The following is a 24,494-nucleotide window of genomic DNA, read 5'->3' on the forward strand; positions in this document are numbered from 1 at the left end:
CCGATGCCGTGGACACCTGCCCCCCGTACCCGACACCTCCCGGCGACGCCCCCGGCGGCCCGTCCCGCCACGCGCACTGGTGGCAGCGGCGATGGGTCAGGTACGGCGCCCTCGTCACCCTGCTGGCGCTGTCCGGGCTCGTCATCCTCGCCCTGGTGCGCCGGCAGACCGGCACCGAGGGGTTCCTCGTCGGGCTCGGGCTCGCGGTGCTGCCCGTACCGCTGCTGACGGCCGCCTTCCGCTGGCTGGACCGGGTCGAGCCGAGCCCCTGGCGGAACCTGGTGTTCGCGTTCGCCTGGGGCGCCTGCGCGGCGGCCCTGATCGCGATCGTCGCGAACAGTTTCGCCACACACTGGATAGCCACGGCGACGGCCGACGCCGACGGCGCCGACACCCTGGGCGCGACGGTGATAGCGCCGGTCGTGGAGGAGTCCGCGAAGGCCGCCGCCGTCCTGCTGGTCTTCCTCTTCCGCAGACGCGACTTCACCGGCATCGTCGACGGGGTCGTCGTCGCCGGCGTGACCGCGACCGGCTTCGCGTTCACCGAGAACATCCTCTACCTCGGCAACGCCTTCGGCACCGACCAGCTCACCGGCGACCGTGGCATCGCCTCCGTCACGGCGGCGACCTTCTTCGTCCGCGTCATCATGTCGCCGTTCGCGCACCCGATGTTCACCGTGCTCACCGGCATCGGCTTCGGCATCGCCGCCATGTCCGGGGACCGCCGCCGCCTGCGGCGCCTGCTGCCGCCGCCGGCCGGGCTGCTGCTCGCGATGGGCATGCACGCCCTGTGGAACGGCTCGACGACCTTCGGCGAGTACGGCTTCTTCGCGGTCTACGCCGCCATCATGGTGCCCGTCTTCGGGCTGCTGACCTGGCTGGTCGTGTGGACCCGGCAACGCGAGCTGAGGACCGTGCGCGAGGAACTGCCCGCGTACACGGCCGCGGGATGGCTCAACCCGGCCGAACCGTTCGCCCTGGCCTCCATGCGGGCGCGCCGGCTGGCCCGCGACCACGCGCGGCGCCACCTCGGCAGGCAGGCGGCGCGGACGGTCGCCCAGTACGAGGCGTACGCGACCTCGCTGGCGTTCCTCCGGCACCGCGGGCGCCTGGGCCGGGCCGGGGCCGACTTCACCGTACGGGAACGGGAACTGCTGCACGAGCTGTGGCGCAGACGGGAGGTGGCGCAGCCCGCCCTGGACCACGCGGCCAGGATGACGACGCCCATCGCCGCGCCACCCTGGCCGGGGTACGCGGTGCACGGGGCCTACGGGACGTACGGGGTGCACGGGGCCTACGGGGTACATCCGCGGCCCCCGGGGTACGGGTCGTACGGGCCGGCGACGCCGTATCCCTACGGTCAGGCGGTGCCGTACCCCTCGTACAACCCGTACCGGACCCCGTCCTAGCGACCCCCGGGGACGGGAGTCACGCCGACGCCCGCGTCAGCTTGCCGAGCTCCTCCTCCGTCAGCCGCAGCTGCGCGACCCCGAGCAGCGCCGGGAGCTGTTCCACCGTCCGCGCCGAGGCGATCGGGGCGGCCACCGTCGGCTGTGCGGCGAGCCAGGCCAGGGCCACCGTGGCGGCCTCGGCGTCATGGGCGCGGGCGACCTCGTCCAGGGCCGTGAGGACCTTCTGGCCGCGCTCGGTCTCCAGGTGCTTGGCCGCGCCCTGCGCCCGCGCGCTGTCCACCGTCGTACCGGGCCGGTACTTGCCGGTCAGGAAGCCGGAGGCGAGCGCGAAGTAGGGGACGGCGGCCAGCCCCGACCGCTCGGCGACGCTCTGCAGACCGCCTTCGTAGGTGTCGCGCGAGACCAGGTTGTAGTGCGGCTGAAGCGCCACGTACCGGGCCAGGCCCTCGCGCTCGGAGAAGTCCAGGGAGGCCTGGAGCCGCTCGGCGGAGATGTTGGAGGCGGCGATGTGCCGCACCTTGCCCGCCCTGACCAGCTCGTCGAGCGCGCCGACGATCTCCTCGACGGGGACTTCCGGCTTGTCGAAGTGCGTGTAGTACAGGTCGATGTGGTCCGTGCCCAGGCGCCTGAGGGAGGCGTCGGCCGCGGCCTTGATGTTGGCGGCGCCCAGCCCCTGGTAGTCGGGGTGCTGGCTGACCTTGGTGGCGATGACGACGTCGGAGCGGTTGCCTCGCTCCTCGACCCACCTGCCGATGATCGTCTCGGACTCGCCGCCCTGGTTGCCGTCCACCCACGCGGAGTAGGAGTCGGCGGTGTCGACGAAGTTGCCTCCGGCCGCCGTGTAGGCGTCGAGGACGGCGAAGGACTGCTCCTGGCCGGCGGTCCAGCCGAAGACGTTGCCGCCGAGGGCGAGCGGGAAGACCTCCAGCTCGGACGAGCCCAGTGTGCGTAGAGAAGTCATGCATGACATCAACAAACGTGCCGGAGCAGCCCATTCCGGACAGGCCGCATCCGGCCGCAAAGGTTGCGCAAACAGGCCCCACGGCTTCGTCGGCGGTGGGGCCGGTCCGTGTCCGTCAGGGGGTGAGACCCCTGTCGCGCAGCCACGCCGTCGGGTCGATCCCGGTGGACTGGCCGCCCGGGTGGACCTCCAGGTGGAGGTGGGGCCCGGTGACGTTGCCGGTGGCGCCCACGCGGCCGATCACGTCGCCCGTGCTGACCTGCTGGCCGACGCTGACGCTGATCGAGGACTGGTGGCAGTACCAGAGCTCGGTGCCGTCGTCGAGGGTGAGGATCGTGCGGTAGCCGTAGGCACCGGCCCAGCCGGCCTCGGTGACGGTGCCGGTGTGGATCGCCTTCAGCAGGGTGCCCGTCGGCGCGGCGAAGTCGAGGCCGGTGTGGTAGCCGGAGGACCACATGGAGCCGGCCTGGCCGAAGGTGGAGGTGAGCGTGTACGAGGAGGTGGGCAGCGTGTACTGCTTGGCCAGCTCGGCCAGCCGCGCCTCCTCGGCCTTCCGCGCGGCCTCCTCGTCCGCCTTCTTCTTGGCGGCGGCGGCCTCGGCCTCGGCCGTCTCCCGCGCCTTCGCGGCTTCGTCGGCGGCCTTCTTGGCGGCGGCGGCCTGGGCATCCGCCTGGGCCTTGGCCTCGATCTGCTCCTGCTGCTGCTCGGCCTGCGCCATGATCCGGTTGCGCAGCACCTCGCCGGCGTCCGAGGTGCCCTGCTCGGTCTCGGTGGCGGTCACGCCGATGCCGCTGAGCGCGGTCGCCGAGCCCTCGGGGGCGGCGTCGGAGTTGTCCTCGAACAGGGAGCCCACGGAGGGCAGGTCGGGCAGCGAGATGGACACCGGCGGCTTGGCGCTGTTGGCGCTGGCCATGCCCCCCGCGCCGACGGCGGCGATGACGCCGACGCCGAGAACGGTGGAGCTGCGGGCGAGCCCGCCGCCGCGCTGCTTGGCGACGCGGTGCCGGCCGCGGACGGGACGGATGGACTCCGCGCTCGGGTTCCATTCCTCCCAGGGGCCCTCATCGGCGCGTCGGCTGTCGTAGCCGAAGGTCTCGCCGTGTTGGCGGCTCGGCGCGAACGGGGCTTCCGGAGCAGGCGGGTTGGACGCCACGAAGGCGCACTCCTTTCCTTCCGCATCGCCTACCGGGTTAGCTGACGGGTTCGGAGCGGGAAGGTCTCCTACGCGCGTAAACAAGCCGTGTTCATACGGCGCTTACGCTCGATTCACCCCAAGTAGGTGGTTCCCCGGTTCCCTTGCGGGATTCGGCGTGCGCGCACGGAGCCGCCTCTTGTGACGGCTGGGACGACCGTGCTGCGTTATCGAACGTTAATAGACTCGGGCCCCTGATTCCAAGCCGTTCGGCTTGATCACTCAACCTTCCGGCCCGACCTTACGGTCCATGAGCACCGAAAACCGGGCGAGTTGACCGCGCTTTCCGGAGCTCTTGAGACGAGGACCCGTGGAGGCGCGAAAACACTCAGGGCCGGAATCCATGAATCGGATTCCGGCCCTGAGCCTTCAGTAGCGGGGACAGGATTTGAACCTGCGACCTCTGGGTTATGAGCCCAGCGAGCTACCGAGCTGCTCCACCCCGCGTCGTTGTGACACCAGTATATGCCATCCGGAAGGCCGCTCGCACCAACCTCTCAGCCGAACAGATGCCGGTTGGGTTCCGTGGCCCTCTCCTCGAACTCCGGCACCACGACGACGACCGCGCCAGCGGCCGCCAGCACCCCGGTGCCGTCGGCTCCCTCGACGAACGTGTCCGGCTCCCGCCACGCCGTCACCACGCGCCGCACCCCGGCGTCCAGAATCAGCCGGGCGCACGGACGCGGCCGGGAGGCGCGGCGGGCGCACGGCTCCAGGCTGCTGTACACCGTGGCGTCCGGCAGCCGCGGATCCGCCGGGTCGACCTTGGCCAGCGCCGCCTCCTCCGCGTGCACGAACGGGTCGTCCCCCTCCCGCGAGTACCCGCGGGCGAGTTCGGTCCCGTCGGCGGCGACCACCACGGCGCCCACGCTGAACGCGGTCCGGGACGGCGGGCACTGGGCCGCCAGTTCGCAGGCGATCCGGAGCCAGTGCCGGTCCGCGGGAGCGGCGCGGCCGGCGGTGCCGGGAGCGGTGGGCTCGTAGCGCACGAGGACGACGTCCTCGATGGTCCGCGTCTCCATCAGCCGCAGCCGCCCGCCCTGGTAGGTCCCCGGCCCGAACAGCCGGGGCGCGTCCGGGTCCCCCACGAACAGGGGGGCGAGCACGAGCTGCACCTCGTCCGCGAGCTGCTGCCGCAGCAGCTGGGTGTGGACGGTTCCGCCGCCCTCGACCATGAGCCGGCGCACCCCTCGTACGTCGTGCAGGTGCTCGAGCAGCCGGGGCCAGTCGAGTTCGGCGCCCAGCGGCACGACGTCGGCGGCCAGGCCCGTACGCCGCAGCCGCAGCGCGCCCTCGTCGGTCGTGTAGAGGACCTTCTCGCCGCCGGTGTGCCAGAAGGGCGCTTCGGGGTCCAGCTCGCCGGAGGCACTGACCGCGACCTTCAGCGGGTACTCCGGCTTCCCTGCGGCGCGGCGGGCGGCCCGCCGCTCGGGCGAGTTCACCAGCAGCCGCGGATTGTCGGCCCGCAGGGTGCCGGCGCCGATCAGGATCGCGTCGGACGACGCCCGCACCTCGTCGACCCGGTCGAAGTCGGCGGGGCTGGAGAGCAGCAGGCGCTCGGGACCGGTGTCGTCCAGGTATCCGTCGAGCGAGACGGCGGCGGACAGCAGGACGTACGGGTGGGGCATCGACGCCCTCTCTCTCGGCGGCGGGCTCGCCTCCAGTGTGACCGACCCCGTCGCCCGCGAACGCGGCACCACCGTGCCGGTGGCCGCGCCCGCGGCGCGAGCGGGCCGCCCACCGGTCGGTTCGGTTCAGTGATCGAGGCGGATGCGGAACCGGAGCCGGCAGATGACGGCGTCGGTGTGGCGGCGGAGGGCGCGGTCGAGGACCGCGCCGCGCTGGTTCTGCAGTAGCCGCTGCCAGGGCCTGGGCAGGTGCATCTCCGGGATGAGGACCACGATCCGGCAGTGCCGCTCCTGGGCGGCCGGCGCGCGCACGTGGTCGACGACGGGCCGGGTCAGGGACCGGGTGCGGCTCTGCAGCACGGTGAGGGGGACCCCGGGCTGCCAGGCGTTCCAGGCGGCGTGGACCTCGTCGGCGGAGGAGGCGGCGCGGTCCTCGGGGTGCACGACGGTGACGGCGCGGGCCTCGTCGCTCAGTGACAGCGCGGCGCTGACGGCCTCGCTGGTGAGCAGGTTGACGGCGCCGACGGGAACGACGACGACCGAGTGGCGCGGCGCGGGCCGTGCGGGGACCTCGCCCAGGTGCAGGGCCGCGCCGATGCGCTGGTACGCGCGGTGTACCGACTCGAACACGGTCACCAGGACGGCGACCGCGGCGAAGACCAGCCAGCCGCCCTCACCGAACTTCGACACCAGTTCGATGACCAGCGCCGCGAGGGTCAGCAGTGCCCCGACGCCGTTGACGGCCGCGCGCCAATGCCGTCCGGGACCCCGGTCCAGGCGCCAGTGCCGGACCATGCCGGCCTGGGAGAGGGTGAAACCGATGAACACGCCGATGGCGAAGACCGGCACCAGTTTCTGGGTGTCGCCCTCGGCCACGACCAGCAGGATCAGGGCGGTGGCGGCGAGCACGACGACGCCGTACCGGTAGACCTGCCGGTCGGCCCGCGGCCCGAAGACGTGCGGCAGATGGTTGTCTCGTGCCAGCAGGGAGGTCAGGACGGGCATGCCGCCGAAGGAGGTGTTGGCCGCCAGCGCGAGCAGCGTCATGGTGGCGAACTGCACGACGTAGAAGCCGGCGTTGTGACCCAGGGACGCCTCGGTGAGCTGCGCCAGTACGGTCTTGGTGCGGCTCGGTGCGACGTGGAACCTGCCGATGAGCAGCGACAGCCGATGAGCATGGCACCGAGCCGCGCGCCGAGCGCGACCTCGGTGCGCTGCGCCCGCCGGACCCTCGGGGTGCGGAAGGTGGGGACGGCGTTCGCGATGGCCTCCACACCGGTGAGCGCCGAGCAGCCCGAGGCGAACGCCCGCAACAGCAGCAGGACTCCGACCGCGGAGACGGCCGAGGCCGTCGGATGGACGGGCGGGACCGCCGGCGTCCGCCGCACCAGCCCGGCCACGACGACAGCGGCGATCGCCACGACGAACACCACGGTGGGAGCGATCATCACCTTGGCGGACTCGGCGACCCCGTAGAGGTTGACCGCCGTGATCAGCCCCAGCACGATCACGCACAGCAGCACCCGGTCGCCGTACAGGACGGGGAAGGCGGAGGTGAGCGCGGCCACGCCGGCGGAGACCGACACGGCGACGTTCAGCACGTAGTCGATGATCAGCGAGGCGGCGGCGACCAGACTGACCCGCCGGCCCAGATGGCGCCCCGCGACCGCGTACGCGCCGCCCCCGTTCGGGAACGCGCAGGCCACTGGCGGCCGGGTCCAGGCGGCGCAGCTTGGCCGTGTGCCGCACCTGTAGGCCGTGGGTGCGCTGCTCGGCGAACGCGGCGCGTTGGGCGGCCTGTTGGGCTCGGCGGGCTCGTACGGCGGCGATGCGGGCGGCTATGGCCTGCTCGGCGTGGCTAGAGCGTGTCTGACGGGTCGCGTCATGCAGACCGTCCCCACCCCCAGAGCTGCCATCGCTCCGCCGCCCGTCCCGCCTTCCCAGCCGGCCGCGAAGGCCTTGGGCGGGCCGGGTCAGCGGCCTCGCTCCCGACAGCCATGTCACCTGAATGGCGCAACATGACGTGCCGCCCACATGGGCGAAGCTCAACCTGGCTAGTGCCCCAACCGAGGCAATCCGTGAAAGGGGAACCGAATGCGCATTCGACGAATCCTCGCCGCCGTCATCGCCACGGCAGCCCTCGCCGGACTCGGCCTCACAGGCGCCGCCACCGCCACCGCACAGGGTGGTGGCAGTGGCTTCACCACGCCTTCTCAGTGCAGGGAGGGCGGCGGACAGCCCTATCTGCACAACACCGTCAAATGCTGGGGCGGTAAATACGACGGGATGACTGTCGACTAAACCCCACAAGGCGCCCCGCAGCCACGCCCCGCGGGGCGCTCCCGCGCGAGCGTAGCCGGGAGAGTCGCAGGGACTGTGCCGACCCGTCGGACACCCCCTAACCACGGGCGCCCCCTCGGCGGGCGAGCTTCCGGGTGAGGCGGTCGAGAGTCTGCTGTTCACGGGCGAGGGCGGCGCGGTGCCGGCCGGAGTTTCCCTCAGCCTCGATGGCGGCCCGGGTGAGCCGGTCGAGAGTGCCAGCGGCCTCGGCGGCGATCCGCACCACTTCGCCGAGTACCGTCGAGGGCCCAGTTCAGGATGCCGGGCATCTCACGGGCCAAGTCGCGTTCGAGAGTGGTGTCTTCGCGACCGAGGTTGCTGATCGTCATGGTGAGGATGAGCAGTCGGGACGCGATCGCGCCGGATGAGTCGCGGAACGCGGGGGGTTCATTGGACAGCAGCATGAACCGCGCCGGAAGGCGCCCGGACCACGGTTCCTTGTGCTTCCGGTCGACAGTGACCGCGTCCTCACCGGAGATCGTCAGTAGCCGCTCGACAATGGTCTCGGCGGGCTGTTCGAGGTGATCGCCGGTACGGGCCTGCGCCGCGGCGAGGCCGTCGGCCTGCGCTGGGATGACGTCGACTTCGCCCGCCGGGTCATCGTGGTCCGGCAGCAGGTCGTACAGGAGTCCGGCCGGAAGAAGAACAAGCAGGCGCCGGTCCCGTGCCCGTACTGCGCCGCCGGGCACCTCGGAATGTCGTTCGGCAAGCCGAAGACCAAGAGCGGCGAGGACCGCGTCGTCGACCTGGACGAGGCCACCGTCGGCGCCCTGCTCGCCCATCGGATGCGCCAGGACGCCGAGCGCGAGCAGTGGGACGAGGCGTACGCCGACCACGGCCTCGTGTTCGCCCGCGAGGACGGCAACCCGCTCCGCCCGGACGACGTAACCAAGCTGTTCGGCGCCCTAATCGACGCGGCCGGCCTGCGCCGCATCCGGCTTCACGACCTGCGCCACGGTCAGGCATCGCTCATGCTCGCCGCGGGCGTAGACGTGGCGATCGTGTCCAAGCGCCTCGGCCATTCGTCCATTGCGATCACGGTGGACACTTACTCGCACTTGCCCGGAGGCGTCGGGCGGGATGCCGCCGAGCGTGCCTCGGCCCTCGTGCCGCGCGCCAGGAAGGCGGCGCCGGCCGGGCCAGCAGCGGGCCAGCGTGACCACTTGGTGACCACCTCGGCTACGGATTCGCCCGCCGAGCAGGCGCCGGGAACGACGGAACCCCCGTCCGACCAGGTCGGCGGGGGTTCCGAGGGCGCGGGCGCCGGTAGGCCCTGTGGGACTCGAACCCACAACCAATGGATTAAAAGTCCACTGCTCTGCCAATTGAGCTAAGGGCCCGGGCGATGTTGCCTACCCGAGCATAGCGGGAGGAGGGCCCGTCGCCGATCGGGTATCGGGGGTGCCAGGCCGGAAGTTCGGCGTGATCGGTGGTGACCGGGTGACGGCCGGGGTCGGAAGATCCCCTTTTGGCTCGCTCGAAAAACCGCAGGGCCCGTACGACAGGAGTCGTACGGGCCCTGCGGGTGAATTCACCCGGCGTCAGCCGTTGCGCTTCCAGCGCGGCTTGTCGTCGCGGCGGCCGAAGGAACCGCCGCCGCCGCCGCTGCGGTGGTCGTCACGGCGGCCGTAGGGGCGCTCGTGGCCGCCGGAGCGGAAGCCGGGCCGGTCGCCCTGGCGGTCGCGGTTGAACGGGCGGTCGCTGCCACGGTGCCCGCCGCGCTCGTCGCGCCGGGCCGGGCGGTCGTCGCGGCGGAAGCCGCCACGGTCGTCACGGCGGTCGTCACGGCGGTCGAACGAGCCGCGGTCGTCACGACGGTCGAAGGAACGGGGCGCACGGTCCCGGTCGCGGTCGAAGCCGCCCCGGTCGTCACGCCGCTCGAAGGAACGGCCACCACGGTCGCCCCGGTCACCTCGGTCGTCACGGCGGAAGCCGCGGTCGTCACGGCGCTCGAAGCCGCGGTCACGGTCGCGGTCGAAGGAACGGCCACCGCGGTCGCCCCGGTCGTCACGGCGGAAGCCGCCCCGGTCGCCGCGGTCACGGTCGCGGTTGAAGCCGCCGCGGTCGTCACGACGGTCGAAGGAACGGGGCGCACGGTCCCGGTCGCGGTTGAAGCCGCCCCGGTCGTCACGCCGCTCACGCCGGTCGTACGACGACGGGGCCGCCGTACGCTCCTCGCGCTCGGCGCCCTCTTCCCGGTCGATGCGCTCGATGTCCCGGGCCGCCGGCTGCTCCGGTACCGACACCTCGGCCACCGCCTGCTCACCGGCCACCGCGGCCGAGCCCTCGGACGTCACGGTCTCGCCGCGCTCGCGGGCGACCCGGGCGACCAGCCGGTCGGCCTCCTCGCGCAGCTCGGACGCACGCCGCTGCGCGCGCTCCAGCTGCTTGGTGAGGTGGGCGACGTCGCGCTCGGCCTGCTGAGCGGCGTTGCCCGCGGACTCGGCCTGCACCTCGGTCATCGACCGGGCGCCGGTGATCTCGGCAACCTCCGGGTCGAAGGCCGCGCCGCCCTGGATGATGTGGCGCGAGGCGTCCACGCCCGCGTCCTCCATCAGGCGGAAGATCTGACGCCGCTGGTGCGGCAGGGACAGCGAGACCACCGTGCCCGTGCGGCCCGCGCGGGCCGTACGGCCGGCCCGGTGCAGGTAGTCCTTGTGGTCGCCGGCCGGGTCCACGTTCAGCACCAGGTCGATGCCGTCGACGTGGATGCCGCGCGCGGCGACGTCGGTGGCGACCAGGACGTTGACGTACCCGTCCTTGAAGTCCGCCAGGGTGCGGGTACGGGCGCCCTGCGTCATGCCGCCGTGCAGCGCCTCGGACTTCGCGCCGGCCTCGCGCAGCTGCTCGGCCACGCGGTCGGCGCCGAGCTGGGTGCGCACGAAGATGATGGTGCGGCCCTTGCGGGAGGCGATGGCCGCGGTGACCGGCGCCTTGTCCTTGGGCTTCACGATCAGGATGTGGTGCGACATGGTCGTCACCGCGCCCTGCGCCGCGTCGACCTCGTGGCTGACCGGGTCGGTCAGGTACCGGTCGACGAGAGTCTTGATCTCGTTCTCCATCGTCGCGGAGAACAGCATCCGCTGACCGCCCGCCGGAACCTGGTCGAGCAGCTCGGTGACCTCGGGCAGGAAGCCCAGGTCGGACATCTGGTCGGCCTCGTCCAGGACCGTGATCCGCACGTCCTCCAGGGAGCAGGCGCCGCGGTTGATGAGGTCGCGCAGCCGGCCCGGCGTGGCGACCAGGATGTCGACGCCCTTCTCCAGGGCGTAGATCTGGTTGCCCATGGAGGTGCCGCCGCACACGACCTTCATGCGCAGACCGACGACGTCGCCGTAGGGCTGGAGGGCGTCGGCCACCTGCATGGCCAGCTCACGGGTCGGGGTGAGGATGACCGCACGCGGCCGCTTCCGCTCGGTGCGTCCGCCGGCCAGCGTGGCCAGGGTCGGCAGACCGAAGGAGAGGGTCTTGCCGGAGCCGGTGCGGCCCCGGCCCAGGATGTCCTTCCCGGCCAGGGCGTCCGGGATGGTCGCGGCCTGGATCGGGAAAGGCGTGGTCACGCCGTTCTGCGCGAGCTTGCGGACGACGCCCTCGGGCAGGCCGAGGTCCGCGAAGGTGGTCTCCGGGGCCTCGTTGTTCTCGGGAGCGTCGTCGGCGTTCTCGGGCACGACGACGTGATCAGTGGAAATGGACATGCGAATGCGAAACCTTCCGGAGTCTCGTCGGCACGCGCCCGTCAACTCCGTGATTCGCGCCACGACCGCCTCGATGCGGTCCGCCACGGCAAAGGAGAGTACGCGCCACACGGCGCGCTCTGCATGGGCGCCGGGCAAATGGGATCAAACGATCTACCACCATACGCACCCTGCACCCCTGAACGCAAACCGGCGGCGCGGCGAAGGCGAACCGGCGGCATCACCGCAGGTCGGCTCAGCCCCTCGTCCGGTGCGGCCGCCAGCCCGGCCTGTACGGACGCTCCCGCTGCTCCAGCTGCGAACCCGTGCCGTCGTGCGCCGAGGGCGAGGGCTCGGACACCGGCGGATCCGACTGGGCCGGCGGAGCGGGCGGCGAGGCCGGCGGCTGCTCGGGCGCGGCGGACGTCTGCGGGGGCACCGGCACCGCCTCGGTCGGCGTCGGCTCGCCCGCCTTCGGCGGCACCCCGCCGTCGCCCGGCGCCGCCGACGCGCCCGCCTCGGCGGACGGCGAGTCGGAAGCGGCCGGCGTCCCGCCCGGCTTCCCCTTGCCCCCGTGGCCATGCCTGCCCTCCCCGCCGCCACCGGCGTGGCCCGCGCCGCCGCCGGACAGCACGCCCTCGCCACCCGGGGCCAGGCCGCCCTTCGCTCCGGCGGAGTGCGACGGCCTGACCGCACCGCCGGCGTCCTCCCCCACGCTCATGCAGCCCGCGGCGGCGGCGACGGCGGCGACCGCCGCGGCGAGACGGACGGATACGTACAAGGGGCGCACGGGCAGCCACCTCCGGGAGAAAGAAGTCGCCGTGCCCAACTCCCTTCACCCGCGCAAGGACACGCGCCCCGCCCCGCGAAGGTCAGCCGTACCCCAGCGCGTGCAGACGTTCGTCGTCGATCCCGAAGTGGTGGGCGATCTCGTGAACCACCGTCACCTCCGTCTCCGCGACCACGTCCTCCCGTGTCTCGCACATGCGCAGCGTCGGCCCGCGGTAGATCGTGATCCGGTCGGGCAGCACCCCCGCGTACCACTCGCCGCGCTCCGTCAACGGGGTCCCCTCGTACAGCCCCAGCAGCTCGGGATCGTCGGCGGGCGGCTCGTCCTCGACGAACACCGCGACGTTGTCCAGCAGCCGCATCAGCTCCGGCGGAATCCGGTCGAGGGCCTCGGCGACCAGTTCCTCGAACTCCTCGCGCGTCATCTCCAGCACACGGTCATTGTCCGGCACGGCCACGCGAGCATGCCGTGCGCGGGCATATCGGGTGTCGGGCCCGGGCATACGCGCCCAATGCCCCGCGTTCCCGTCGCAGACCTGAACCGCCCGCACCCTCTCCGAGGCATACGAAGGGCCGTGCACGCCGCCATGCTGAAGGCGGCGCACGCAGTCGCCCCCCGCCGCCGATCACCGCGCCCAGGTCCGGCGCTGTCACTGGCGCACGAACCGCGCCCCTGGGCGCGCGCCGCCGGACTGGTGGCCGTCGTCCTGGCCGGCGCCTGGCTGGGGCTGCTCGTCGTCGGCAACGTACGGGCCCCCGTCGGCCCCATGAACACCACGATGACCCTGCGCCCCTCCCTGAGCGGCGGCACGAAGATCAACGTCTCCCCCCTCGGCTCCCTGGAACTGGACAGCCACATCGCCCCGGTCCGCCTCGACGTGAACGTCGACCAGCTCGACCCGGCCCGCTCCCAGGCCCTGGTCGACCACCCGGAGCGATTCTCCGGCCTCCAGGACGAAGTGGCGCACGACGTGGAGCACGGCACCCTCGACCTGGCCGTACGGTCCTGCGTGGCCGTCGTCGCCGGCGCCACCGCGCTCGGCCTGGCGGTCTACCGCCGCCCACGCCGCGCTCTGGCGGCCGGCGGCCTCGCCCTGACCCTGCTCGCCGCGTCCGGGGCCACGGCGTACGCCACCTGGAACCCCAAGTCGGTGCTGGAACCGAAGTTCTCCGGACTGCTGTCCTCGGCGCCCTCCGTGGTCGGCAACGCGCGCAGCATCGTCACCGAGTTCGACGTCTACCAGCAGGAGCTGGCGCGCCTGGTGACGAACGTGACCAAGCTCTACGACGTCACCTCCACCCTCCCCGCCTACCAGCCGGACCCGATGACCATCCGGGTCCTGCACGTCTCCGACATCCACCTCAACCCGGCGAGCTGGAAGATCATCGCCTCGCTGGTGGAGCAGTACAAGGTGGACGTGATCGTCGACTCCGGCGACACGATGGACCACGGCACCGCGGCGGAGAACGGCTTCCTGGACCCGATCAAGGACCTGGGTGTCCCGTATGTCTGGGTGCGCGGCAACCACGACTCGAAGGTCACCCAGCGGTATCTGGAGCGGATGAAGAACGTGCACGTCCTCGACGACGGCCGTGCCGAGACCGTCGCCGGACTGCGCTTCGCCGGGACCGGCGACCCCCAGTTCACCCCCGACCGCTCCGGCGCAGCGGGCGCTGAGGCCTCCGAGGAGTTGGCCGGCGCCCGTCTCGCCTCGGCCCTGCGCGACCAGCAGGCCAAGGGCACCCCGGTCGACATCGCCATCGCCCACGAACCGTCCGCGGCCCGCGAGACGGACGGAACCGTGCCACTGGTGCTCTGCGGCCACCTCCACCACGAGGGGACGGAGGTCCTCAGGTACGGCACGCGGCTGCGCATGGAGGGATCCACGGGCGGCAGCGGGCTGCGCGCTGTCGAGGGGAAGTACCCGGCCCCGATCGAGGCGTCGATCCTCTACCTCGACCGGGACAGCCGCCGCCTCCAGGCCTGGGACGCGATCAAGCTGGGCGGCCTGGGCCGGACAACGGCAGAGGTCAGCCGCCACCTGCCCGAGGAGAACAAGCCGGGCGCCACTCCCACCCCGTCCGGCCCCACCCCGTCCACCCCCTCCCCCTCCGGCTCGTAAACGGTTTTGGCGATACCCCCGGCCATCCCCTATGCTTTTCACGTCCCCGACGCGCTGAGAAGCGCCCAGGCGGGCCGATAGCCCTCATCGTCTAGCGGCCTAGGACGCCGCCCTTTCAAGGCGGTAGCACGGGTTCGAATCCCGTTGGGGGCACGCAGTACGGTGTGCGACACTTACGTTCGTTGGTTCGCACACAACCATGGTCCTGTGGAGCAGTTTGGAGTGCTCGCCACCCTGTCAAGGTGGAGGCCGCGGGTTCAAATCCCGTCAGGACCGCTGAGGTTTCACGTGAAACCTCAATGGCTGGGTAGCTCAGTTGGTACGAGCGATCGCCTGAAAAGCGATAGGTCGCCGGTTCGACCCCGGCCCCAGCCACCAGAGAAGGATCCCGCCCGATGGGCGGGATCTTTTTTGTTCGCAGGGACTTTGTCCCCGGGGGCGGTGACGCCGGCCGAGTGCGCACGCGCGAACCGGCGGCGCGCACACGAACCGGGGTGCCGCCCGCGGCGGCCCGCGGCCCGCGAGCTAAAGCGTTCGCCAGGAAAATCCCGGGGATGAGATCCTGGGTCCCGTATGTCTACGCATCCCGCCCCCGCCCTCGGCGCCCTCGCCTCCCGGCTGAACGAGTTGTCGCTGCGCGACGCGCACCGGCTCGGCCGCAGGCTCGAAGGTGCGCGCAAGATTCGCAAGCCGGAGGCGCGTGCCGCCGTTCTCGCCGAGATCGAGGGCGACGTCGGGAAGGCCGAGGAGCGCATGACCGCCCGGCGTTCCCGGGTGCCGGCGATCAGCTATCCCGAGCAGTTGCCGGTCAGCCAGAAGAAGGACGCGATCGCCGACGCGATCCGTGCTCACCAGGTCGTCATCGTCGCCGGTGAGACGGGGTCCGGGAAGACCACGCAGATCCCGAAGATCTGCATGGAGCTCGGCCGGGGCGTACGCGGCATGATCGGGCACACCCAGCCCCGCCGGATCGCCGCCCGTACTGTCGCCGAGCGTGTGGCAGAGGAACTGGACACCCCGCTCGGTGAGGCCGTCGGCTGGAAGGTGCGGTTCACCGACCAGGTGGATCCCGGTGCCACGTTCGTCAAGCTGATGACGGACGGCATCCTGCTCGCGGAGATCCAAACCGACCGCGAGCTGCGGGCCTACGACACGATCATCATCGACGAGGCCCACGAGCGGTCCCTCAACATCGACTTCCTGCTGGGCTATCTCGCGCAGCTGCTGCCGCGGCGGCCGGACCTCAAGGTCGTCATCACCTCGGCCACCATCGATCCCGAGCGCTTCTCACGGCACTTCGGGGACGCCCCGATCATCGAGGTCAGCGGGCGGACGTATCCGGTGGAGGTGCGCTACCGGCCGCTGCTGGAGGACGACTCCGACGACGCCGACCGGGATCAGATCACCGCGATCACGGACGCGGTCGAGGAGCTGATGGCCGAGGGGCAGGGGGACGTCCTCGTCTTCCTCTCCGGGGAGCGCGAGATCCGCGACACGGCCGACGCGCTCAACAAGAAGAGCTACCGGTTCACGGAGGTGCTGCCGCTGTACGCGCGGCTGTCGCACGCCGAGCAGCACCGGGTCTTCCAGCCGCACTCCGGCCGCAGGATCGTCCTGGCGACCAACGTCGCCGAGACCTCGCTGACCGTTCCCGGCATCAAGTACGTGATCGACCCCGGCTTCGCCCGGATCTCCCGGTACAGCCACCGCACCAAGGTGCAGCGGCTGCCGATCGAGCCGGTCTCGCAGGCCAGCGCCAACCAGCGCAAGGGCCGCTGCGGGCGTACGTCCGACGGCATCTGCATCCGGCTCTACAGCGAGGACGACTTCCTCACCCGCCCGGAGTTCACGGACGCGGAGATCCTGCGGACCAACCTCGCCTCGGTCATCCTCCAGATGACCGCGGCCGGCCTCGGCGACATCGAGAAGTTCCCGTTCATCGACCCGCCGGACCACCGCAACATCCGTGACGGCGTGCAGCTGCTCCAGGAGCTGGGCGCGCTGGACCCGGCGCAGAAGGACGCCCGCAAGCGGCTCACGGAGACCGGCCGCAAGCTCGCCCAGCTGCCGGTCGACCCGCGCCTGGCCCGGATGGTGCTGGAGGCGGACCGCAACGGCTGCGTCCGCGAGGTCATGGTGATCGCGGCCGCGCTGTCCATCCAGGACCCGCGTGAGCGTCCCGCCGAGAAGCAGACCCAGGCCGATCAGCAGCACGCCCGCTTCCGGGACGAGACCAGCGACTTCGTCGCCTACCTCAACCTGTGGCGCTACCTCCGCGAGCAGCAGCGGGAGCGGGGCTCCTCGTCGTTCCGGCGCATGTGCAAGCAGGAGTTCCTGAACTTCCTGCGTATTCGCGAATGGCAGGACATCTACAGCCAGTTGCGCACGGTCGCCAAGCAGATGGGGATCGAGCTCAACGACCAGGACGCGCCCGCCGACCGGATCCACGTCTCGCTGCTGGCCGGTCTGCTGTCGCACATCGGCATGAAGGACGTGAAGGAGTCCAAGGACTCCGGGCCGGGCGCGCGCAAGGACGGCGGCCGGAACGAGTACCTGGGCGCCCGCAGCGCCAAGTTCGCGATCTTCCCGGGCTCGGCGCTGTTCAAGAAGCCGCCGCGCTTCGTGATGTCCGCCGAACTCGTGGAGACGTCCCGGCTGTGGGCCCGCGTCAACGCGAGGATCGAGCCGGAGTGGGTCGAGCCGCTCGCCGGGCATCTGCTGAAGCGGACGTACAGCGAACCGCACTGGGAGAAGGACCAGGCGGCGGTGGTGGCGTACGAGAAGGTGACGCTGTACGGCGTTCCGATCGTCGCCCAGCGGAAGGTGAACTACGGGCGGATCGACGCGGAGCTCAGCCGGGAGCTGTTCATCCGCAACGCGCTCGTCGAGGGCGACTGGCGTACGCACCACAAGTTCTTCGCCGACAACCGCAGGCTCCTCAGCGAGGTGGAGGAGCTGGAGCACCGGGCCCGGCGCCGGGACATCGTCGTCGACGACGAGACGCTCTTCGACTTCTACGACCGGCGGGTCCCCGAACACGTGGTGTCCGGTGCGCACTTCGACTCCTGGTGGAAGAGCAAGCGGCACGAGCAGCCGGACTTCCTGGACTTCGAGCGGGAGATGCTCATCCGGGAGTCGGCGGAGGCGGTCACCAAGGCCGACTATCCGGACTCCTGGCGGCAGGGGAACCTCAAGTTCCGGGTGACGTACCAGTTCGAGCCGGGCGCGGACGCGGACGGCGTGACCGTCCACATCCCGTTGCAGGTGCTGAACCAGGTGACGGACGAGGGCTTCGACTGGCAGATCCCGGGGCTGCGCGAGGAGGTCGTCACCGAGCTGATCCGCTCGCTGCCCAAGCCGATCCGCCGCAACTACGTGCCGGCGCCGAACTACGCGAAGGCGTTCCTGGAATCGGCGGTGCCGTTGCAGGAGCCGCTGGCGACCACGATGGCGCGTGAGCTGAAGCGCATGGTCGGTGTGCCCTTCGAGGCCGAGGACTTCGACTGGTCCCGGGTCCCCGACCATCTGAAGGTCACGTTCCGGATCGTCGACGAGCGGCGCCGCAAGCTGGCCGAGGACAAGGACCTCCAGGCGCTGCAACTGAAGCTGAAGCCCAGGGCGCGCGAGGCCCTGTCCCAGGCCGCGGCGGCGACCGCGGAGCGGCAGGGCGGGGAGTCCCTTGAGCGCAAGGGCCTGACCGACTGGACCATCGGCACCCTGGCCCCGGTCTTCGAGACGCGCCGGGCCGGCCAGCCGGTGAAGGCCTACCCGGCGCTCGTCGACGACGGCGACACCGTGTCCGTGCGGCTCTTCGACACCGAGGCCGAGCAGGCCGAGGCGATGTGGCGGGGCACGCGGCGGCTGATCCTGCGCAACATCCCGGTCAACCCGGCGAAGTTCGCGTCCGAAAAGCTGAGCAACCAGCAGAAGCTCGCACTCTCGGCGAACCCGCACGGCTCGATCCAGGCGCTGTTCGACGACTGTGCGACGGCGGCGGCGGACCGGCTGATCGCGGACTTCGGCGGGCCGGTCTGGGACGAGGAGTCGTACCGGAAGCTGTACGACAAGGTGCGTGCCGAGATCGTGGACACGACCGTGCGGACGGTGGGCCAGGTGCAGCAGGTGCTGGCCGCCTGGCAGGCCTGTGAGCGCCGTCTGAAGGCCGTACGCAGCCCCGTGCTGCTGCCGAACCTGGCGGACCTGCGGGCTCAGCTGGACGGCCTGGTGAAGCCCGGTTTCGTGACGGCGTCCGGGGTACGGCGCCTGCCGGACCTGATGCGCTATCTGGTGGCCGCCGACCGCCGCCTCCAGCAGATGCCGACGAACGTCCAGCGGGACACCACGCGCATGGAGAAGGTCCATGAGATGCGGGACGAGTACGCGTGGCTGCTGGAGCAGATGCCGCGAGGCCGGCCGGTGCCGTCCTCGGTCCTGGACATCCGCTGGATGATCGAGGAGCTCCGGGTGAGCTACTTCGCGCACGCGCTGGGCACGGCGTACCCGGTCTCCGACAAGCGGATCGTGAAGGCGATCGACGCGGCCGCTCCGTGACGGACCGTGCGCACTGAGTGAGTTCGACCCCGGGCCCCCGCTCCTGTAGAGTCTCTTTTCGCAGCGCAACGCACGAATGGCGCCGCGAAACCTGGTCCTGTGGAGCAGTTTGGAGTGCTCGCCACCCTGTCAAGGTGGAGGCCGCGGGTTCAAATCCCGTCAGGACCGCTTCTGTCAAGAGGGCCCGTACCCCCGAGGGGGTACGGGCCCTCTTCCCGTGCGCTCACGCGCCCCGTCCACGAAGCCGCTTCCGGAGCATCACAGGGGCGCCGGGACGCCCTGCGGCCCGCCGCCGTGTCTTGACGGCGTCACATTCCCTCGGTACCCAGGGAACAGGCCCCGCTCCCCCGCGGTCCACTGGAGGTGGCGTATGGCGGCATCGGCCAGGCACGAGACGCGGGCGCTGCTCCGCGCACACCTCGCGGCGGCCTCGTCGTACCGCCACCTCACCCGCCGCTGCGCCGTCTGTCACCAACTGCTGCGCCTGGAGATGGCCGGCGCCCCACGGACGGCCTCCAGCGCGACTGGCGAGGCCGTGGAGGACGACAGCGCCCCGACGGCGTGAGCCGGCCCGTGACGCGCGCCGGATCCCCAACTCCCTTGCGGGCATGCGGCGATGGAACCGGATCTTCCATTAGCGCAGAGACCCGGTCGGCAACAAGCGCCTCGGCATGTGACGGGTGTCACCGAATGAGTTTCTGAAAGTGCGGTATTTACTCCCGCCCTACACGGGGTCAATTTAATATGTGCAATTGCACTGCCCTGCGCGTTGCTCCACAGATGATCCGCCGAGCCTCCCCAGACTCCGACAAGCCCGCTCACAGAGCCACCCCGTGGGTCCGGAAGGCACACAAAAAAGATCGCGCTGGACCCGGCGGAGTCCAGCGCGATCGACGACGCACCCTTGTTCACTTGCCTGCGGAGCTCTGATGGCTTGGGCGTGGGGCCTGTTGGGGCAGGACCCGCGTCGCTTGGAGCTGCGGTTCCGGACGTCTCGACCAGTTGGGGGACCAGCCGGTTCGTCCGGTTATTCGGTTGTTCAGGCCTCGCTGCGCTGCTGCGGAATGCCCGCGAGCAGTGCGCGGACCTCGGCCTCGCGGTAGCGGCGGTGCCCGCCGAGCGTGCGGATCGACGTGAGCTTGCCGGCCTTCGCCCAGCGCGTGACCGTCTTCGGGTCGACGCGGAACATGGTGGCGACCTCAGCCGGGGTCAGCAGCGGCTCGGCATCAGGGGTGCGAGCGGTCATGAGCGGCCTCCTCGGGAGAACCGAACCTTCTCGGTTCTTTCCTCTAAATTCTGCACCTTGACCCGCGTTGCCCGAAATGGCGGACGCGAGTCGAGTCGGTTATAGGACGAACGGCTTGTCCTCGGCACTACAACTACACCATCTGTCCAGCCGCGTCGGCCAAACCGATGGAATTGCCCTCCCAGGTGTTCATCAGCGACGGAAGCCGATGGACCATGCCATAGCGGACAGTCACGCCACTGTGACGATCAGTCACAGCGCGATCAGGAGGCACCAGACCCCCCAAAGAGTGCAATGCGGAGATTCCGCCCATAGTGGAGCACAGTTGGACGGAAGGAGCCCTCCCCGGACTCCTTGTCCTATTTTGGCACGAGGAGTGGCAAGCGGCGCAAGAGTCGGGTAAGTGCCGTCCGTCACCCTTGACGTAAACGCCCGGATCAGAACCTACGTCCCGTCAGCTCCCGGAAACGCCCTTGACGGTACGCTGTTCGCGACCCCGTTCGGCCGTGATCTGCGTCACCTCGGACGCCGCTCCTGGCAGGCCGTCAGTTCGCGGACCGCCGGTCGCGCACCGCCCGCCAACGCTCCACCAGCCGCCCGTACGCCTCCCCCGCGGCCGCCCCGTCGCCCTGACGCAGCGCCTCGACCCCCTCGGCCACGTCGGCCGCCGAGTGGTCGCCCTCCAGTTCACCGGCCGGCAGCGCGTGCACCAGGCCGCCGTAGTCGAGTTCCACCAGCGAACGCGGGTGGAACTCCTCCAGCCAGCGTCCGACGTCCACCAGGCCGTCGATCATCGGCCCCTCGTCGACGGCGTCCTTGAGGGCCCGCAGCCCGCGCGCCACCCGCCGCCGCGCCTGCACCATCGGCGTCCGGTAGCGCAGCACCGGCACGTCGCCCCCGAAGCCGGCGGGGCTCCCGGAGTCCCCGGAGCCCTTGACGTACTCGCGTTCCTCGTCGGAGACCAGCACGAACCAGCTCAGCGGCACCTGCCAGGTCGCGGTGCGGATCCAGGGGCGGGCGTCGGGGTTGTCGGCCAGCCAGCGCTCGTAGTCCTGGGTGGCCTGGTGGCGCACCAGCGGCGGCAGCACCGCGTCCAGCACGGCGGCCGGGAACTCCTCGGCGAGGCCGCCCAGGGCCTGCCAGCTGCGCAGCCGGGTGCGCCAGGGGCAGACGCAGACCACCCCTTCGACGTCGAGCACGAACGCGTCCGGACTCTCGTGCACCGGGACCGGCACCGGCGGGGTGGGCAGCAGGTCGGCCAGCGAGCGGCGCAGTTCGTCCTGGCAGGAGGGGCGGTCGGGGCGCCGGGCATAGCGCGCCCAGTGGCTGCGCTCCGGCTCCGGGAAGGCGGCCAGCGGCTCGTACACGCGCAAGTAGGTCGCGTACGGAACGACCACGGAGGACACCTTGGGCACGCCTGCTCCCTCCCCACCGGACCGGACCCGAAACCCGCCCGGCCCGCACCCGGGTGGACGGAAAACCACAGCAAATCGTCCCACGCCCGGGTGGCGGCGTACTCCGGGGGAGGGTGATCGGGACCACGAGGGTCATGGATGGCGGAGTCAGGGTCTAATCTCCTGCTGAGCGGCCCACCGGCCGCCGCCCACCACCCCTCCCGCCGCCCCCGCCACCACAACGTGCGGAGGTTCTCGGAGGGTCAGTCCCCGCTCGCCGCTACTTACCCGGGAGTCACCACCGTGACCGACGTGACCAACGGCGTCCTGCACACCCTGTTCCACTCGGAGCAGGGGGGCCATGAGCAGGTCGTGCTCTGTCAGGACCGCGCCAGCGGCCTCAAGGCCGTCATCGCCATCCATTCCACCGCCCTGGGCCCCGCGCTCGGCGGTACGCGCTTCTACCCGTACGCGAACGAGGAGCAGGCCGTCGCCGACGCGCTGAACCTCGCGCGTGGCATGTCGTACAAGAACGCCATGGCCGGCCTCGCCCTCGGCGGCGGCAAGGCCGTGATCATCGGTGACCCGGAGAAGATCAAGACCGAGGAACTTCTGCTCGCCTACGGGCGGTTCGTCGCCTCGCTCGGCGGGCGCTACGTCACCGCGTGTGACGTCGGCACGTACGTGGCCGACATGGACGTCGTGGCACGCGAGTGCCGGTGGACCACCGGCCGCTCGCCCGAGAACGGTGGCGCGGGCGACTCCTCGGTGCTGACCGCCTTCGGCGTCTACCAGGGCATGCGGGCCTCCGCCCAGCACCTGTGGGGCGACCCGTCGCTGCGCGACCGCAAGGTCGGCGTCGCGGGCGTCGGCAAGGTCGGGTACTACCTCGTGGAGCACCTGGTCAAGGAGGGTGCCCAGGTCGTGATCACGGACGTGCGGCAGGACGCAGTACGGCGCGTCACCGACCAGTACCCCGCCGTGGCGGTGGCCGCCGACACCGACGCGCTGATCCGGACCGAGGGGCTGGACATCTATGCCCCATGCGCTCTCGGCGGCGCCCTGAACGACGACACCGTGCCGGTGCTGACCGCCAAGGTGGTGTGCGGCGCGGCGAACAACCAGCTCGCCCACCCGGGCGTCGAGAAGGATCTGGCCGACCGCTCGATCCTCTACACGCCGGACTACGTGGTGAACGCCGGCGGTGTCATCCAGGTCGCCGACGAACTGAACGGCTTCGACTTCGACCGGTGCAAGGCGAAGGCGTCGGAGATCTTCGACACCACGCTCGCCATATTCGCACGTGCGAAGGAAGACGGGATTCCGCCGGCCGCCGCGGCCGACCGGATCGCCGAGCAGCGGATGTCGGAAGCCAGGGAAGCCCGGACCGCCCGCTGACGGTACGGCGGACGTCGCACGTCCGTGCGGTACCTGCCGGTGGACGGTTGGAGAGAACTCTCACTTCCACCGGCGGGTCGTCCGCGGATAAGTGGTTAAAATCGCCACTGACCAGCAAGGACAGGCTTCCTCGACGGTCCTGTGCACACGCGCGTCCGGTGGGCGACGTACCGTATGGGCGCGGGCTCAGGTACCGTGGAAGCCCTACGGACCGGTCTCTCCACGGAGAGCCCGTTCCGGATCATGAACGCGTGTCAGACTCTGGGGCCATCGAGCCCCGTCGTTGAGGGGGTCGAGCCATGGGGCGCGGCCGGGCCAAGGCCAAGCAGACGAAGGTCGCCCGCCAGCTGAAGTACAACAGCGGTGGGACGGATCTCTCACGCCTGGCCGAGGAGCTGGGCGCATCGACGTCGAATCAGTCGCCGAACGGCGACCGCTTCGAGGACGATGAGCAGGACGACGACGTGTACTCACGGTACGCCGAGTTGTACGAGGACGACGGCGAGGACGAGGACGACAACTCCTCGCGGCAGCACCGCCGCGGCGCATAACGCCCGCGGCGGCTCAGCCGTATCCGGCGTGCCGTAGGCATCGCACCTCACCCGGTCCGGGGCTCACACACCGGACCGGGTTTCGTGCGCCCGCTGACGGCCGCCGACGCCCACCGGGCATCGGCGGCCGGAGCGTGCCGGTCACGGGAACTCACTCGTGGTCCCCCACCAGGGCCGCGCCCGTGGTGTGCGCGCCTCGGTCGGTGATCTCGCCGGCCACCCAGGCGTCGAGACCTCGGTCGGCCAGGGTGGCGAGGGCCACGTCGACCGACTCCTCGGGCACGATCGCGATCATGCCCACACCCATGTTGAGGGTCTTCTCCAGCTCCAGCCGCTCGACGTCGCCGGTCCTGGCGACCAGGTCGAAGACGGGGGCCGGGGTCCAGGTGGCGCGGTCGACCACGGCGTGCAGACCGTCCGGGATCACCCGGGCCAGGTTGGCGGCGAGCCCGCCGCCGGTGACGTGGCTGAAGGCGTGCACCTCGGTGGTCCGGATCAGGGCCAGGCAGTCCAGCGAGTAGATCCTGGTCGGCTCCAGCAGCTCCTCGCCGAGGGTGCGGCCGAGGTCTTCGACATGCGCCTCCAGCGGCAGTCCGCCCCGGTCCAGCAGCACATGCCTGACCAGGGAGTACCCGTTGGAGTGAAGCCCGGAGGACGCCATGGCGATCACCGCGTCACCCTTGCGGATGCGATCCGGGCCGAGCAGCCGGTCCGCCTCCACGACGCCCGTGCCCGCGCCGGCGACGTCGAAGTCGTCCTCACCGAGCAGCCCCGGGTGCTCGGCGGTCTCGCCGCCGATCAGCGCGCAGCCGGCCAGGACGCAGCCCTCGGCGATGCCCTTGACGATGGCGGCGACCCGCTCGGGGTGGACCTTGCCGACGCAGATGTAGTCGGTCATGAACAGCGGCTCGGCACCGCACACCACGATGTCGTCCATGACCATGGCGACCAGGTCGTGACCGATGGTGTCGTACACGCCGAGCCTGCGGGCGATGTCGACCTTGGTGCCGACTCCGTCCGTGGCGGAGGCGAGCAGCGGGCGCTCGTAGTGCTTGAGGGCGGAGGCGTCGAAGAGGCCGGCGAAGCCGCCGAGGCCACCGAGCACCTCGGGGCGGCGGGTCTTCTTCACCCACTCCTTCATGAGCTCTACGGCGCGGTCGCCCGCCTCGATGTCGACGCCGGCGCTCGCGTAGCTGGCGCCAGTGGTCTCGGAAGACATGACCTTGGGAACCTCT

At 71.1% G+C, this 24,494-nt stretch carries 17 protein-coding genes, 6 tRNA genes, 2 pseudogenes and 1 riboswitch; of the genes and pseudogenes, 12 read left to right on the top strand and 13 right to left on the bottom strand.

Going from position 1 to position 24,494, the window contains the following annotated elements; all coding sequences use genetic code 11:
* Positions 1-8: 8 nt before the first annotated feature.
* A complete protein-coding gene (locus CG719_RS21795) occupies positions 9-1,409 on the top strand; it encodes a PrsW family intramembrane metalloprotease (protein ID WP_100570367.1) in 1,401 nt (466 codons plus the stop codon).
* A gap of 19 nt (positions 1,410-1,428) precedes the next feature.
* Here CG719_RS21795 and CG719_RS21800 read toward each other — a convergent pair whose 3' ends face one another.
* From CG719_RS21800 to CG719_RS21820, 5 genes and pseudogenes are all read right to left on the bottom strand, one after another.
* Positions 1,429-2,373: an aldo/keto reductase gene (locus tag CG719_RS21800; RefSeq protein ID WP_100570368.1), complete on the bottom strand. Its 945-nt coding sequence runs from the start codon at positions 2,371-2,373 to the stop codon at positions 1,429-1,431.
* A 115-nt stretch (positions 2,374-2,488) separates the two neighbouring features.
* A complete protein-coding gene (locus CG719_RS21805) occupies positions 2,489-3,526 on the bottom strand; it encodes a M23 family metallopeptidase (RefSeq protein WP_100570369.1) in 1,038 nt (345 codons plus the stop codon).
* An 11-nt stretch (positions 3,527-3,537) separates the two neighbouring features.
* Positions 3,538-3,694, bottom strand: a riboswitch (cyclic di-AMP (ydaO/yuaA leader).
* Positions 3,695-3,938: 244 nt separating this feature from the next.
* Positions 3,939-4,012, bottom strand: a tRNA-Met gene (locus CG719_RS21810).
* 50 nt (positions 4,013-4,062) lie between these two features.
* Positions 4,063-5,193 carry a dihydrofolate reductase family protein gene (locus CG719_RS21815; RefSeq protein ID WP_100570370.1) on the bottom strand — a complete coding sequence of 377 codons (1,131 nt, stop codon included), beginning with the start codon at positions 5,191-5,193 and terminating at the stop codon, positions 4,063-4,065.
* Positions 5,194-5,319: 126 nt separating this feature from the next.
* Positions 5,320-6,899 (bottom strand): annotated as a pseudogene (locus tag CG719_RS21820) (APC family permease); the annotation flags it as partial.
* A 388-nt stretch (positions 6,900-7,287) separates the two neighbouring features.
* Between CG719_RS21820 and CG719_RS21825 the strand changes: the two are divergent.
* Positions 7,288-7,494, top strand: a complete 207-nt coding sequence (locus CG719_RS21825) for a hypothetical protein (RefSeq protein WP_100570371.1) — start codon at positions 7,288-7,290, stop codon at positions 7,492-7,494.
* A gap of 560 nt (positions 7,495-8,054) precedes the next feature.
* A pseudogene (locus CG719_RS37570) lies at positions 8,055-8,534 on the top strand (tyrosine-type recombinase/integrase); the annotation flags it as partial.
* On the opposite strand, the gene CG719_RS36615 reads toward CG719_RS37570, so the two are convergent.
* The 5 genes from CG719_RS36615 to CG719_RS21850 form a co-directional block, all read right to left on the bottom strand.
* Positions 8,439-8,696, bottom strand: coding sequence for a hypothetical protein (locus CG719_RS36615; RefSeq protein WP_234375700.1), 258 nt, complete (start codon positions 8,694-8,696; stop codon positions 8,439-8,441). The pseudogene CG719_RS37570 and the gene CG719_RS36615 overlap by 96 nt on opposite strands.
* A 104-nt stretch (positions 8,697-8,800) precedes the next feature.
* A tRNA-Lys gene (locus CG719_RS21835) sits at positions 8,801-8,873 on the bottom strand.
* A 201-nt stretch (positions 8,874-9,074) separates the two neighbouring features.
* Entirely contained in the window at positions 9,075-11,228 is a 2,154-nt protein-coding gene (locus CG719_RS21840; protein ID WP_100570372.1) for a DEAD/DEAH box helicase, read from the bottom strand.
* 235 nt (positions 11,229-11,463) lie between these two features.
* The gene (locus tag CG719_RS21845; protein WP_100570373.1) at positions 11,464-11,997 is read right to left on the bottom strand and encodes a hypothetical protein; all 534 of its coding nucleotides are present in this window, start codon (positions 11,995-11,997) and stop codon (positions 11,464-11,466) included.
* Between the two features lie 82 nt (positions 11,998-12,079).
* Complete coding sequence (locus tag CG719_RS21850; protein WP_199836727.1) at positions 12,080-12,430, bottom strand: metallopeptidase family protein; 351 nt, start codon at positions 12,428-12,430, stop codon at positions 12,080-12,082.
* Positions 12,431-12,583: 153 nt separating this feature from the next.
* Here CG719_RS21850 and CG719_RS21855 point away from each other — a divergent pair, with 153 nt between their 5' ends.
* From CG719_RS21855 to CG719_RS21885, 7 genes are all read left to right on the top strand, one after another.
* Positions 12,584-14,119 (top strand): metallophosphoesterase family protein, encoded by a 1,536-nt coding sequence (locus CG719_RS21855; RefSeq protein ID WP_100570561.1) that lies wholly within the window; start codon positions 12,584-12,586, stop codon positions 14,117-14,119.
* Between the two features lie 80 nt (positions 14,120-14,199).
* A tRNA-Glu gene (locus CG719_RS21860) sits at positions 14,200-14,272 on the top strand.
* A 48-nt stretch (positions 14,273-14,320) separates the two neighbouring features.
* A tRNA-Asp gene (locus tag CG719_RS21865) sits at positions 14,321-14,395 on the top strand.
* 25 nt (positions 14,396-14,420) lie between these two features.
* A tRNA-Phe gene (locus tag CG719_RS21870) sits at positions 14,421-14,497 on the top strand.
* Between the two features lie 195 nt (positions 14,498-14,692).
* Complete coding sequence (gene hrpA, locus CG719_RS21875) at positions 14,693-18,670, top strand: ATP-dependent RNA helicase HrpA (protein WP_100570375.1); 3,978 nt, start codon at positions 14,693-14,695, stop codon at positions 18,668-18,670.
* A 93-nt stretch (positions 18,671-18,763) separates the two neighbouring features.
* A tRNA-Asp gene (locus CG719_RS21880) sits at positions 18,764-18,838 on the top strand.
* A 202-nt stretch (positions 18,839-19,040) separates the two neighbouring features.
* A complete protein-coding gene (locus tag CG719_RS21885; RefSeq protein ID WP_100570376.1) occupies positions 19,041-19,235 on the top strand; it encodes a DUF6274 family protein in 195 nt (64 codons plus the stop codon).
* A gap of 474 nt (positions 19,236-19,709) precedes the next feature.
* Here CG719_RS21885 and bldC read toward each other — a convergent pair whose 3' ends face one another.
* Both bldC and CG719_RS21895 read right to left on the bottom strand, forming a co-directional pair.
* Positions 19,710-19,916, bottom strand: coding sequence for a developmental transcriptional regulator BldC (gene bldC / locus CG719_RS21890; RefSeq protein ID WP_003949541.1), 207 nt, complete (start codon positions 19,914-19,916; stop codon positions 19,710-19,712).
* Positions 19,917-20,461: 545 nt separating this feature from the next.
* On the bottom strand, positions 20,462-21,331 hold the full coding sequence (locus tag CG719_RS21895; protein WP_100570377.1) for a hypothetical protein: 870 nt from the start codon (positions 21,329-21,331) through the stop codon (positions 20,462-20,464).
* 282 nt (positions 21,332-21,613) lie between these two features.
* Between CG719_RS21895 and CG719_RS21900 the strand changes: the two genes are divergently transcribed.
* Positions 21,614-22,708, top strand: coding sequence for a Leu/Phe/Val dehydrogenase (locus CG719_RS21900; protein WP_100570378.1), 1,095 nt, complete (start codon positions 21,614-21,616; stop codon positions 22,706-22,708).
* A 299-nt stretch (positions 22,709-23,007) separates the two neighbouring features.
* On the top strand, positions 23,008-23,259 hold the full coding sequence (locus CG719_RS21905) for a DUF3073 domain-containing protein (protein ID WP_100570379.1): 252 nt from the start codon (positions 23,008-23,010) through the stop codon (positions 23,257-23,259).
* 151 nt (positions 23,260-23,410) lie between these two features.
* On the opposite strand, the gene purM is transcribed toward CG719_RS21905, so the two are convergent.
* A complete protein-coding gene (gene purM, locus CG719_RS21910; RefSeq protein WP_100570380.1) occupies positions 23,411-24,478 on the bottom strand; it encodes a phosphoribosylformylglycinamidine cyclo-ligase in 1,068 nt (355 codons plus the stop codon).
* Between the last annotated feature and the right edge of the window lie 16 nt (positions 24,479-24,494).

The organism is Streptomyces sp. CB01373, from assembly GCF_002803075.1.
In the GTDB taxonomy this organism is placed as follows: Bacteria; Actinomycetota; Actinomycetes; order Streptomycetales; family Streptomycetaceae; genus Streptomyces.